9 protein-coding genes are annotated in these 12,899 nt (G+C 66.5%); 5 read left to right on the top strand and 4 right to left on the bottom strand.

Features of this window, described 5'->3' with window-relative positions; genetic code table 11:
- Positions 1–43 precede the first annotated feature (43 nt).
- Complete coding sequence (locus tag KBX34_RS34165) at positions 44–1,759, bottom strand: AIPR family protein (RefSeq protein WP_210922695.1); 1,716 nt, start codon at positions 1,757–1,759, stop codon at positions 44–46.
- 894 nt (positions 1,760–2,653) lie between these two features.
- Between KBX34_RS34165 and KBX34_RS00930 the strand changes: the two genes are divergently transcribed.
- Entirely contained in the window at positions 2,654–5,737 is a 3,084-nt protein-coding gene (locus KBX34_RS00930; protein ID WP_210922694.1) for a DEAD/DEAH box helicase, read from the top strand.
- Between the two features lie 38 nt (positions 5,738–5,775).
- Here the strand turns inward: KBX34_RS00930 and KBX34_RS00925 are convergent, their stop codons facing one another.
- The gene (locus KBX34_RS00925) at positions 5,776–6,075 is read right to left on the bottom strand and encodes a helix-turn-helix transcriptional regulator (RefSeq protein WP_210922692.1); all 300 of its coding nucleotides are present in this window, start codon (positions 6,073–6,075) and stop codon (positions 5,776–5,778) included.
- Positions 6,076–6,206: 131 nt separating this feature from the next.
- Between KBX34_RS00925 and KBX34_RS00920 the strand changes: the two genes are divergently transcribed.
- Together KBX34_RS00920 and KBX34_RS00915 are read left to right on the top strand one after the other, a co-directional pair.
- On the top strand, positions 6,207–6,575 hold the full coding sequence (locus KBX34_RS00920) for a VOC family protein (RefSeq protein WP_210922691.1): 369 nt from the start codon (positions 6,207–6,209) through the stop codon (positions 6,573–6,575).
- A gap of 21 nt (positions 6,576–6,596) precedes the next feature.
- Complete coding sequence (locus tag KBX34_RS00915) at positions 6,597–7,034, top strand: VOC family protein (protein ID WP_141908012.1); 438 nt, start codon at positions 6,597–6,599, stop codon at positions 7,032–7,034.
- A 68-nt stretch (positions 7,035–7,102) separates the two neighbouring features.
- Here the strand turns inward: KBX34_RS00915 and KBX34_RS00910 are convergent, their stop codons facing one another.
- Positions 7,103–8,311, bottom strand: coding sequence for a hypothetical protein (locus KBX34_RS00910; RefSeq protein ID WP_210922689.1), 1,209 nt, complete (start codon positions 8,309–8,311; stop codon positions 7,103–7,105).
- A gap of 218 nt (positions 8,312–8,529) precedes the next feature.
- Between KBX34_RS00910 and KBX34_RS00905 the strand changes: the two genes are divergently transcribed.
- Entirely contained in the window at positions 8,530–10,893 is a 2,364-nt protein-coding gene (locus KBX34_RS00905; RefSeq protein ID WP_210922687.1) for a fibronectin type III domain-containing protein, read from the top strand.
- Between the two features lie 15 nt (positions 10,894–10,908).
- Complete coding sequence (locus KBX34_RS00900; protein ID WP_099850802.1) at positions 10,909–11,601, top strand: hypothetical protein; 693 nt, start codon at positions 10,909–10,911, stop codon at positions 11,599–11,601.
- A gap of 83 nt (positions 11,602–11,684) precedes the next feature.
- Here KBX34_RS00900 and KBX34_RS00895 read toward each other — a convergent pair whose 3' ends face one another.
- Complete coding sequence (locus KBX34_RS00895; protein ID WP_210922685.1) at positions 11,685–12,815, bottom strand: epoxide hydrolase family protein; 1,131 nt, start codon at positions 12,813–12,815, stop codon at positions 11,685–11,687.
- Positions 12,816–12,899 lie beyond the last annotated feature (84 nt).

The following is a 12,899-nucleotide window of genomic DNA, read 5'->3' as shown; positions in this document are numbered from 1 at the left end:
ACATCATCGATCCACTCGGAATTCGCGCTCTAGCGCGACTACACTAAACCCCATCGCTACGCGACGAAGATCGCAGGTACCCCCGACCACGTTCGAGGATCCTCTTGGTGACATCAGGATCCTTGGCCAACTGGTCGAGCAAGTATATTCCAGTCATCCGACTACTATGATCGTATTCTTCCTGGATGATCGAGAACAACTCTTTGGCAAGAGAGGTCCTCACTTCCGCATCTTCAATCTTTGCGAGATCTCGCATTGTCGGTTCCTGCCTACGTGCCAGAGCGATCCCCAGCAGCATAGCGAGCTGGTACTGGAAATCCTCTACAGAGATCTTCTTCCTATACGCCGACAGGAAGTCTCTTGAAGCCTGAAGAAGCTGAGTGCATGCGTGGTAGGCAGCGAGCGGATGCTCGGGATGAAAAACGAGTTTATAAACGTCATCATCGAATACTCGGCCCGCGTTCTTTCGTGCCACGTGCGGAGTTTGCACAGTAACGCTCAAAACAGATTGACCCATCGAATCGATGGAAACGATACGGTCGACCGGATATTGTTTATTAAAGTAGTACCGCCGGCGGCGTTCGTAGAATAGGTTCTTGCCAAGAAGGTACTCTTCGATCCGCCTCTGCACAAGATCCGTCGCGCGAAGGACACTTGGACCGAATGCTGTCTGACTGTTCGTTGCGCGAATAATCCTGTCTCTTATCGCGTCGTCAGGTGCCTCGATGACTTTGACCAGCACGCTCCTGGCATCCCTATCGTTCGCGGACCTTTTCTTTCTCTTATAGATTTCGGTTGAAGTTTGGAGGCCGTTCACAATCTGCGGTGATTCCAATTCAAGCATCTTGTTTGCTGGCTGGACTCGCGAAGCGACAATCGTGACTCCATTGTTCAGCCACCAGAAGTCGATGTCACTCTCGGCCTGCTCAAGCGTCTGCTGGATGCTTCTGTTCACGGCAGTCTCACCCTCATAGTCTCGGACGTTAGCCTCAAAAAGGCCAGCATCCAGATCCCCGGCGGACCCGGTAATGAAGGCTTCATAGTCGTCGAGCCGTACAACACCTACGTAGCCACCAGCAGTATCCGTGGATATAGGATTTTCGGCAAGATTCAAGCGACGAATTGTCGGCGGGTTCTCCCTAACAAGCGAGCATATTTCCCCGGCACCTAGGAACTGGACAGAAGGCTCGCAGCCTCCGAATGTTCCGAGAAGAACGGACTCGAGCTCGCTGGCCTTCACTTGAGTTTGCGGATGGAGATGAGTCGCCTTCAAAGAGCCGAATGCAACGAATATTCTAAGCTGGGGCAAGTCGAGGTTCTTATACGTTTCCAAGAACCGCCGAGTCGCCTCGATAAGTTTAGGATTGACGAACTTGGCGAGGGTCTCTTCATCTCGCCCGAAATCCAGCAGTTTGGGAAGATTTACAATCAACTTATCTATAGCATTCTCGGTGAATCCCGAACTATTCTTGACCTGAAGGATGATGAGGTCTAGATTCGCACGGCGCCCGAGCCGAGTGACAGGTTCGTCGTCGCGAATGCAAAGAGAATCCACGAAGATGTAGATGCCGTCGATACCACAGTCCTTTTCGCCATCCACCAACCCCGACAACAAGTCATCATGGTTTGGGCTATACGCCTTAAGGTACTGCCTCGCCACGAAGAAGGTGTGGAAATCGGTTACAGGCAATTTTGAGGCCGTCTTCGAGCGTTCTCGCTCTAACGTTGACTCAAGCAGTACTACATCGTTCGCGCTCACGCCTGATCCTCTCGTCACACTTCCGGGGCTCGGTCAGGGCTGACTTACCACTGGCCTTCACAATGGCCTTGATTTTCGATCGTGTTCACGATGGGGTCATGACGGAACGGCGCGACGCCTCGCCGAATATCCACGGATGCAACCTCAGTGGCGGAGGCGGGAGACAGTTCCCGGCGCCTCGGAGGAAGGCACTCGCTCGAATCGATTCGTCACCGGCCGCAGCGCGCTGCGCACCCTCGATGGCGTCTTGGGCATTAGCATTGACCACGGGCTCGGCGGCGGCGCAAACAGAACGCATTCGAATCGCGCCGAGCGGGCGGTCAGACCTCCACCCTACGGTTCGATCGTCACGCCTTGGATCAACAGATCGATGGCGGCTGCCAGCCTGATGACGGTTCGCCTTAGCGGCAATGTTTCGAGCGACAGCGGCAACGTTTCGAGCGACAAGGCGGGATGCGGCGCAATTGCTGCCGGCACGGGTCTGGGCCGGCCCTGGCGGTGATCCCCATATCGCTTCGACAGTAATCGGACCATCTGGCCCAGCGGGCATCTCTGCACCTCCCACACAAAGGCGTATCGGGGAGATTACCGGCAGGAGTTCCGTTGACGGGACCCCCAGGTCTCACCCGTTCAGCCGAGCCGTTCCACCTCTTTCCAATGTCAACTGTCTACCAAGTCAGACTTGTCGTCGCGGACGCGCGTCTGCCGACAAGCTTTTTGCCAGGTAGAGGCACGCGGCCAGGACGTCAGGTCGCACAGCCACGACCATTGCTTCCTTCAGAAATTGGACGTCGTAGGCCGTCGGGCCTGAATCGCCTGTCGGCGATCCGACACCTATTATCCGATCGCTGGTCGGGGCGGCGCGTGAACTCGGAGACCCGTTAGGGTGCGGTCGTGACGGATCTTGAGCGGGGTGTCTACGAGCACTTGATCACCCGTGAGTTAGCTGGCCGCCTCCAGCACGTCGACCCCGCCCTGATCCAACACCACAAACTCGACCCCGCCGACGCGCACAACACCCTCGCCCGGCACATCGCCGCTCTGGCCTCCCGCGCCCTCCAATCCGTCGCCAGCGGCGACGACAAGCTCCACCACCAGATCGCGATGGCGAACCAGATCGCCGAAGCCATCGCCGCCCTGAGCCCAAAAGCCGCGACACACCAGGACCAGGTAACCGACGCCAAGCACCTGCTCCACGCCATCGCCGCCCCACCAACACCGCCCGCGCTACCAGCCTTCCCGCAGCGCCCCACCACTCCCCTCTCCACCGGCGCCCTGCTGGTCAACGGCCGCCACCAGCCCCGCATCGGCCACGAGGTCAACCACGAGATGGCCTCGGCCGAGAGCGTCGACCTGCTCTGCGCGTTCATCAAGTGGTACGGCCTTCGCATCGTCGAGCCAGCCATCCGCGAGCTGATCGCCCGTGGCGGCAAGGTCCGCGTCATCACCACCACCTACCTCGGCGCCACGGACCAAAGAGCCCTCGACCGACTCGCGGAGCTAGGCGCCGAGATCAAGGTGTCGTACGAAACGAGGACCACCCGTCTGCACGCGAAGGCGTGGCTGTTCCGCCGCAACAACGGCACCACCACCGCGTACGTCGGCTCGTCCAATCTGTCGAAGACCGCGCTGGTGGACGGCGTGGAGTGGAACGTCCGCATCTCGAACATGGAGCAGCCGCACGTCATCGACACGTTCACGGCGACGTTCGAGGACTACTGGAACGACCCGGCGTTCGAGACGTACGACGCGACCAGGGACGCCGAGCGCCTACGGCACGCGTTGAGCGGGGAACGCCGCGACGATGCACCGACCGAGATCTCGAACCTGGACGTGCGCCCGTACCCGTATCAGGCCGAGATCCTTGCCGACCTGGACGCCGAACGGCTGGTGCACGGGCGCTGGCGAAATCTGGTGGTGATGGCGACCGGCACCGGCAAGACCGTGGTCGCCGCCCTCGACTACCGCCGGCTGCACAAGGCGGGACGAGCAGACTCGCTGCTCTTCGTGGCCCACCAGGAGCAGATCCTTCGGCAGAGCCTGTCCACGTTCCGGCAGGTGATGGGAGACGGCAGCTTTGGCGAAACGCTCGTAGCGGGCGAGAAGCCGAACGGCTGGAAGCACGTCTTCGCCTCCATCCAGTCGCTGCACCGGCGGGAGGTGGATCCCGAGGCGTACGACATGGTGATCGTGGACGAGTTCCACCACGCGGAGGCGCCGACGTACACGCGGCTGTTGGAACAGCTGCGTCCCCGCGTACTCCTGGGCCTGACCGCGACCCCCGACCGGGCCGACGGGGGCGACGTGCGCCGGTGGTTCGACGGGCGCGCGGCCGTTGAGCTGCACCTGTGGGAGGCGTTGGAGCGGCAGTTGTTGGCTCCGTTCCAGTATTTCGGGCTGCACGACGACGTGGACCTGTCGCAGGTGACCTGGAAGCGCGGGCAGGGCTACGACCTGGCAGAGCTCAACGGCCTCTACACAGGCAACCATGCGCGAGCGCGGTCGGTGCTGCGAGCGGTCAGCGACAAGGTGGACGTCGGGCGGATGCGGGCGCTCGGGTTCTGCGTGAGCATCGGGCACGCGGAGTTCATGGCGGCTTGGTTCAAGCAGCACGGTGTCGAGGCGGCGGCGGTGACCTCGAAAGCCGGCACCGATCGGGCGGGGCTGTTGCGGGACTTCAAGGCCGGCAAGCTGCGGGTGCTCTTCACGGTGGACCTGTTCAACGAGGGCGTCGACCTGCCGATGGTCGACACGATCCTGATGCTGCGGCCCACCGAGAGCGCCACGATCTTCCTGCAACAGCTCGGTCGTGGCCTGCGCCTCGACGACGACAAGCCCTGCCTCACCGTGCTCGACTTCATCGGCGGGCAGCACGCCAATTTCCGTTTTGACCTGCGGTGGCGTGCCCTCACTGGGGTGAGCCGGCGGGCGATAACCGAGGCGGTGCGCGACGATTTCCCAAGCCTGCCGAGCGGCTGCCACGTCGAGCTGGACCGGGTGGCGAAGGAGGTCGTGCTCGCCAACCTGCGATCGGCGTTGCCCACCTCCAAGGCCGGTCTGGTGTCTGAACTGCGGCAACTCGGCGACGTCAGCCTGGCGACGTTCCTCCGCGAGACCGGCCTGGAGATCGAGGACGTGTACCGGTCCGCCAGCATCGGCGGCTGGACCGGGCTGCGGCGGCTCGCAGGTATCGAGACGTCCGCGCCCGGCCCGGACGACCAGGAGCTGGGCCGGGCCACCGGTCGCATGCTGCACACCGACGACATCGACCGGCTGGAGCTGCTGACCAGGGTCGCGGCGGGACCGCCCGCGCCAGGTCAGCAGGTGTACGCGGGGAACGGCCGACTGCTGGACATGCTGCACTTCAGCCTCTGGGGGCCAACCGCACCACTAGCGACACGCGACGAGCGGCTGGCCCGACTCTGGAAGGATCCAGCCCGCTGCGCCGAGTTGCGCCAGGTCGCCGAGGTGCTGCGGGACCGCATCCACCGGGTCACGCCCCCTGCCGCTCTGGGCGAGGTGCCGTTGCGGGTGCACGCTCGCTACAGCCGCAACGAGGCGTGCGCCGCCTTCGGGATGACCAACCCGGGATCGCTTCGCGAGGGGGTGAAGTGGTTGCCCGACGCCCAGGCCGACCTGTTCTTCGTCACCCTGGTCAAGTCTGAATCGCACTACTCCCCCACCACCATGTACGCCGACCGGGCCATCACCGAAACGCTGTTCCAGTGGGAGTCGCAGAGCACCACCTCGTCGGCGTCGGCAACCGGGCAGCGCTACACGTCGGGCGGCTCGACAGTGCACCTCTTCGTTCGGGAAACCCGGATCGCCGACCGCGACCTGGGCGCACCGCCGTACCTGTACGCCGGCACCATGACGTACGAGTCGCACACCGGCGACCGACCCATGCGCGTCCTGTGGAAGCTCCAACACGCCCTACCCGCCGACGTGTACGCCACCGCTCGAACGATCGCCGCCTAAGCCTTATCCGGCCCAGCCTGATTCCGCCCGATCCTTGATCAGGCAGCGTCCGCGTTGGGCGTGAACCTGATGTCGAGCCGCCGGTCCAGGGCTCGGGCTAGGCGCTCCAGGACCGGCAAGGTCGGCACGGTGCCGCCTGCCTCGAAGCGAGCCACCGCGGACTGAGTCATGCCGGCGGCCCGCGCCAACTGACTCTGACTCCAACCGTGCCCCTCTCGCAGATGGCGCACCTCCTGGCCAAGCTCGAAGGCGATCCGGGTGGCCTCGTAGGTCTCGGCCGCCCCTGGCTCCGCCATCCGACGGTCACGCAGGTCGTTCCAGTACAGGCGATCACTCATCGCTCACCTCCACCCATAGCGTTGATGCTATGCGTTGAACGCCGCCCTGGTGGTGAGCAGATGCGGGCCGCGTGTCAGACCCCGCCGTTAGCGTGACCTCCGCCCTGAACCCGTGACTGGAGGAACCCGCGATGATGGATCATCTGTCCGTGCAGGTCCGCGACGTGCCAACCAGCGCCGCTTTCTACGACACGGTGCTCGCCCCACTCGGCGGTCGCCGCCTGTTGGAGTTCCCGAACGTCGTCGGCTACGGCACGGACCGCCCCGAGTTCTGGCTCGGCCCCACCGACACCTCCGGCGAAGCTCGGGAGCTGCACCTGGCCTTCACCGCCGATGACCGCGCCACCGTCCAGGCGTTCCATGACGCCGCCGTCAAGGCCGGCGCGGAGGTCCTGCATGCACCTCGGGTGTGGCCGGAGTACCACCCGACGTACTTCGCCGCGTTCGTCCGTGACCCGGATGGCAACAATGTCGAGGCTGTCTGCCACGCCCCCGAGTGATCGCGCGTTAGGTTGAGGACCATGGAGCAGCGCATCAGCCTCGTCACCCTCGGCGTCTCGGACGTAGCCCGCGCGAAGGCGTTCTACGAGCAGCTCGGCTGGCACGGCCAGGAGGTCGAGGAGACGGTCTTCCTCCAGGCCGGCGGTCTGGCCCTCGTCCTCTGGAGCCGGGACAAGCTGGCCGCCGACGCCGGCATCAGCGATCGGCGCACCGACGGCTTCGGCGGGGTGACCCTGGCTCAGAACGTCCGTTCGCGGGAGGAGGTCGACGAGCTGATGGCGACGGCGACCAAGGCTGGCGGCACGGTGACCATGCCGGCGAGGGAGACGTTCTACGGCGGCTACGCCGGCTATTTCGCTGACCCGGACGGTCACCTCTGGGAGATCGCCTGGAACCCCGGCTTTACCCTCGCCGCGGACGGCACCCTGACCGTCCCCGACTTCAGCGCCATGGACTGAGCACGCCCAAACGAACGCACGCCCGCACGAAGCAGGCGGCACGAACGCACGAACTGCACGAACGCCGATCAGGGCGCCGGAGACGGGCAGAGCAACGGGTCCAGCAACGAAAGTTGAAGAGGATCCAGGCAGACCTTCAGCAGCCCAGGTGACGCCGTCCCACTCGGAGTGGGCGAGGCCGGCGGCGTCGGTGGGGCCGGCGTGGGCGGACCGGTGGTGGGGACCGGGCCAGGTGTCGGCACCGAACTGGCGGACGGTGCCGGAGCGACGGACGGCGTGACGACCGGCGGCGGGGCTGACGGTCCCACGACTGTGGAGACAACCACCGGCCGGGCCGGCGGGATGGCATTCGGCCGGCTCTGCGCGGCACCGCTGACCGATCCGGTCCTGGCTTTGGGTGCCACCGGCCCGACGGGACGTACCGAAATGAGGGCAGCCTCCAGGGCGACGATCTCCGCCCGCTGCACCGGAGCGGTCTGCTCCGACCGCAGGACGCGAGGCCCCACAGCACCAGGCCCCAGAGCGCCAGGGCCCAACGCACCGGGACCCAGAGCGCCGGGACCCATCGTCGCGAACACCACCGCCGCGACGGCGGCAGCACCGAGCGCCCGGCGGTCGGGTCGTACCGCCGTCAGCGGTGCCTCGTCAGGTGACACCACGACAGAGGGCGAAGGCCGGGCGGCCCGGTGGGCGGCCAACAGCGCGTCGACCTGCGCGGTGACGGTGGCACGGTCGTCGGCGACCGCGAGGGTGAGGTAGAAGCGGAAGTTCACCACGGCGTTGGCTGGAACGAGCAGCCCGGCCAGTCGACTGTGGTCGGGCAGCAGGGTGACCGGCACGTCGGGGTGGTGCGCGGGGCCGACCAGGTCGGCGTACCGCCACTCGCGTCGGCGCTCTCGGCCGGCGAAGGCCACTCGGCGGCTGGTCACGACGGCCATGCCGGTGTCGACGACCCGCAGGCCCGCCGGCAGCGCTTCGCCCGACACCTCCGCGAAGGCACAGGCGCCGCCTGGGGTGGGCAGCCCGGGGATGTGCCGGGCCTCGGCCTCGACCAGCTCGGCGACGGGGAGGACGCGGACGACGAGTTCGTCGTCGTCAAGCTCGACGGGGAGGCCGGTGCGTGGCTGCGTACACCCGAGGAAGCTGGCGGCTTCGATGCGGAGCCGGGCCAGGTGGTCGTCGCGGCGCAGCCAGGCGTCGGTGGCGTCGCGGTACGCGCGCTGCCGGCGCTCGTTCTCACGCTCGGCCCAGACGATCCGCCAGGGAGCGCTGGCCACAGAGGTCACGGTCACACGCGGTACAACCGCTCACGTACGTGACAGGCAACGCGGGCGAGATCGATGCATCCCGTTGCGCCCGAAAGGAGAGATTTGACGGACGCCCAGGCCGTGGCCGCGTCGGGGGCGTGCCCTCGGGTCAATATTGGCTGGACTAAATATAGATGCAGGTGGAAGGCTTTACTCCGTCATTGATCAATTACGGGGAGCGGAGCCGCATGGCCGACCATCGACGTACTCGATATTTCAGCAAATCACTCCGCGCGACGGCACTCGCCGTCGCGCTTGTCCTGCCAGTCACCCTGATCAGCGCCCCGCCGGCCCAGGCGGCGGCGGTCACCCAGGCGGTGCCCGCGGAGCAGCTTCCGGCCTGCGCCGACCCGTCTGTACCGGAGGACGTCAACCACGCCTCCATCCGGCTTGAGGGACCGACAGCCGGGTCGGAGGTCGCGGTCGACGCCAACGGCAAGATCGACATCAACGGCTACCTGCACAAGCAGGCCACGATGGTGGACGTCTCGATCGAGAAGACGACCTCGTCGAGCTTCACCTTCGGGCCGCCGCCGCCCGGCGTCACGAACTGGTCCGCGTCCTGGACCACCAGCATGCGCCCGCCGCACCTGGGCCCGGTCCAGGTCTGCTCCCGCGCCGAGCGTGAGCCCGGCCGGTACGCGAAGATTTTGCGCGGCATCACCGTGAAGGACCTGATCCCGCCGAGCAACGTCCCCAACCTGGCGGTCGGCACGATCACGGCGACCAGCGCCAGGGTGAGCTGGGGCGCGGCGACCGACAACTACGGCCTGGCCGGATACGAGGTCAAGGTCGACGGCGGTGCGGCGCAACGGACCACTGTCGGCACCCGCTCGTACTCGATCACGGGCCTGGCGCCGTCCAGCAACCACACCGTCTCCGTGGTCGCCATCGACCTGGCCGGCAACCGGTCTGCTACGCCCGCCACGACGTCCTTTACGACGGACGCGTTGCCGCCGCCGCCGGACGTCGACGCCGGTCTGACCCTGGATCCGGATGAGGGGGGCGCCATGGCCAGCTGGCACCCCGAGCCCGCCAACGAGGCGAGCTACCGCGTCTACCTGGACGGCCAGATCTACGACCAGTTCACGCTGGTGCAGCTCTGCGTGGACGGCAACGGCAACGCGGCCAACCCGTGCACGGCGGACAGCGTCATCAAGCTCCCCATCGAACCGCTTGAGGAGTACACCCCGTACGAGTTCCGGGTCGAGGCGCTGCGCGCCGACGGCACTGTGGCGCGGGAGCTCTCCGGTGACTTCACCACCATGGTCCACGTGGATGAGGTGTCGCCGGCGACCACGCAGACGACTGCCAGTGAAACGTCGCAGTGCGCTGGCGCCGGTGGCGACTTCTACATCGCGGCCAGCTCACGCTCCACGGTGCCGGTGCCCGCCGGCAGCACGGAGGTCTTCCTCGGCTGCTACCGGGCGGCGAACAGCAGCTGCCTCGACGCCTTCCTGCCGCCGTCGGGCGAGAAACTGCTCGACTGCGCGGACAACATCACCGACATGCTCTTCGCGGTGGCCCCGTCCGGCCGCGGCCCGGTGATCTCCTCGGTGGACGTCACGCAGGCCCGCCTGCTGGTGCCGGGCCCGGTGGCGCCGATTGCCTGGTGTGCGAGCGGAGCCTGCGCGACGCTGCTGGCTCCCATCGCGGAGACGGTCGAGGTCGTCGCGGCCGCTCAGGTCGCCGCCGCCGGCACCTCGTGGATCGTCGTCGGTGCCGCCGGCATCGGCATCGGTGTCGTGCTGGGCGTCCTGCTCGCCATCCTGTTCCCCGGCACGATCGGTGTGAACGGCATCATCGAGTACCCGATCGAGCACGACGTCGACTTCGACACGTTCGACAACTGGGGCCTGGACGAGGGCGAGTGGTACAACAGCCTGAAGGTCTACGCCGAGGTCATCAAGACCACGAAGTTGGTGGCCGGTCAGCGCAATCTCCCCTTCGCGTGGGACTCCACGGAGGATTCGCGTCTCAAGCGGATCATCGACGCGGCGTGCACGGCCCAGCGCGGCACCCAGGGCAAGGCCGGGTGTGACGACAACGTCATCGTCTACGTCCCCGGTGCCAAGAACTACCAGGGCGACGACATGACCGAGACCGGCAAGCACATCGTGGCCGCCATGGGCGACGGCGGGTTCCCGCAGCCGCCGACCCGGGCGGTGTGGTTCTATCCCGCGCGCAGCGTGGGAGGGCAGGCGGCACGCGCCCAGGGCCACTCCCGCGGCTGGTTCAACACCCTGGCGTTCAAACCGAACGCGTGCGATGTGCGGGTGCCCGGGCAGACCTGCGACGAATTCCCGTTCTGGTCGACGACCCAGGCGGTCAACCTGACCGGCCAGGTCGCCAGCCTCAAGCTGGTGTCGACGGCGGAGTCGCTGCCGCAGGCCAGGGACATCAACTCGCTCTACGGCAAGTGCAAGGTGACGAACAACACCAAGTTCGTCGTGCTGCCGGTGAAGCCGTGGGTCGAGGCAGGCGGCCCGAGCTTCGCCTTCAAGGTCAGCGGGGGCGGGGCTAGCCTCTGCATGACCCCCAAGGCCCCGTAGCCGAGGAGCTTCCTGATGCTCGATGACATGCGCGTGCTGCGCGACGCGGTGCGGGAGTACCGCGTCGCGGCGAGGGCTGCCGGCCTCGACTGGCCCGACCAGGGCGAGTCGCCGGCCGGGCAGCCGCCGGACGTGGTCCACCGGATCTTCGGGGTGGATCACATCGCCGAGCAGCTGACGTGGTTGCAGTCGCAGCGCTGGCCCGACCGGCAGTTGCTGCCCAACGTCGGATGGCGGATGCCCTGGCCGGAGGGTGGGGACGCGCTGGACTACCTGGGGCTGTCGATCGGCACGCCGTTCCCGTGGCGGCAGCAGATGCCTCTGTTCCACTTCGATGCCGTCCTCTACACGTTCGTCCTCGCGGGCGAGCACGAGGGTGAGATCTGGCGCTACCCGGTCTCAGAGGACTCCTGGGAGTCGGTCCGTGCCGCCACCAGCCTGGCCACGCTCTTCGAGCAGTGGACCAGGGGAATAGCCGCCGGTGTGGTCGTCTACGACGAGCACAGCAAGTGGCTCCTGGTCGACGACGTGGCCCAGGCTCCCGGCCTCGACCCGCTGGCCTTCCCGGTGAGTCCCGTGGAGGAAACGCTGCTGCGGGCGCGGCAGCGCGAATGCGGGGTTGACATGGCTGTCGTCGAGGACGGCTTCGAGCACAGCGAGGAGTTGTTCGACGCCATCGGCGCCGTCAAGGCGTCGCTCGGCGGGTAGCCACGGGTGCCGGCGGCTGTTGCGGTGACTGCCGCAACAGCCGCCGGCCACCCCGGGCGCTGGTCAGCGAGCAAGCACCGCGACTACGCGCGCAGCGAGGTGAAGAACTCCCTCAACTCAACGGCGAGCAGATCCGGTTCCTCCAGCGGCATGAAGTGCCCGCCCCGGCCCGGCTCGCTCCAGTGCCGGATGTCGGTGCAGGCCCGCTCGGCGATCTCGCGGGGGAAGTTGGCCATCGAGGGTTCGGTGCTCACCGTGAACGCGGCCGGCACTGTGATGTCGGGTCGTGGCGTGTTGTGGCCGAAGTCGGCGTACTGCCGGAACGACGAGCCGATCGTGCCGGTGACCCAGTAGAGCGTGATGATGGTGAGCAGGGTGTCGGTGTCGATGCTGTTCGCCAGGTCCCCGCGGTTGTCGCTCCAGTCGCGGTACTTGTCGACGATCCAGGCGGCCAGCCCGGCGGGTGAGTCGGCGAGCGCCGCAGCGAGGGTGTCCGGGCGGGTGCCCATGATGGCGCTGTAGCCGCCGTCGGTCTCGTCGTATTCGGCTTCGGCGTCCAGGTACGCCTGCTCGGCCGCCGACAGAGGACGGGCGTCGAAGCTGGCCGGGAACGGTGGATGGATCATGTGGATGCCGGCCACCTGCTCCGGATGGAGGGCACCCAGCCAGCCGGTGACCACTCCCCCGACGTCGCCGCCGAAGGCGCCGTACCGCTCGTAGCCGAGCACGTCGGTCATCAGCTCGTGCAGCGTCCGGGCCAGCAACGCTCGGGTGACCGGCTCGTCCGGGACCTCCGAGAAGCCGAAGCCGGACAGGGAGGGCACCACCACGTCGAACGCGCCGCCGGCAGGGCTGGTCAGCCGGTCGACCAGCGGCAGCATCTCGACGAAGCTGCTGGGCCAGCCGTGGCTGAGGATCAACGGCAACGGCGCGGGCGTACCCGCCGGGCGCGCGGCCCGGACGTGCAGGAAGTGCAGCTTCCGGCCGCCGACGACGGCCAGGTGCTGGGGATACGCGTTGAGTTCGGCCTCGCGAGCGCGCCAGTCGAATCCGTCGTGCCAGTAGGACACCAGGTCCCGCAGGTAGTCGGGGTCGACGCCGCCCTGCCACGGCTGGTTGCCGCTGCGGTCGGTGAATCGGGTACGGGCCAGTCGGGCCCGCAGGTCGTCGAGGACCGCATCGGGCACGTCGATGCGGAAGGAAGAGACAGACATTGGTCCTCCGATAAGGAGGGCGCTCCCCGACGCGGAAGGTCAGCTGAGGGGGACGGCCGAGAGGAGCGCCCAGGAATGACGATG

It is taken from the genome of Micromonospora sp. M61, from assembly GCF_018070245.1.
Lineage (GTDB): Bacteria > Actinomycetota > Actinomycetes > Mycobacteriales > Micromonosporaceae > Micromonospora > Micromonospora zamorensis.
Note: the sequence above shows the minus strand (reverse complement) of the source record. Positions and strands in the feature narration are given on the sequence as shown.

Bases quoted from the DNA above. Each gene is read 5' to 3' on its own strand.
- KBX34_RS00900 (WP_099850802.1), top strand. From the start codon at position 10,909: ATGCTCGATGACATGCGCGTGCTGCGCGACGCGGTGCGGGAGTACCGC.
- KBX34_RS00925 (WP_210922692.1), bottom strand. From the start codon at position 6,075: ATGAGTGATCGCCTGTACTGGAACGACCTGCGTGACCGTCGGATGGCG.
- KBX34_RS00895 (WP_210922685.1), bottom strand. From the start codon at position 12,815: ATGTCTGTCTCTTCCTTCCGCATCGACGTGCCCGATGCGGTCCTCGAC.
- KBX34_RS00905 (WP_210922687.1), top strand. From the start codon at position 8,530: ATGGCCGACCATCGACGTACTCGATATTTCAGCAAATCACTCCGCGCG.
- KBX34_RS00920 (WP_210922691.1), top strand. From the start codon at position 6,207: ATGATGGATCATCTGTCCGTGCAGGTCCGCGACGTGCCAACCAGCGCC.
- KBX34_RS00915 (WP_141908012.1), top strand. From the start codon at position 6,597: ATGGAGCAGCGCATCAGCCTCGTCACCCTCGGCGTCTCGGACGTAGCC.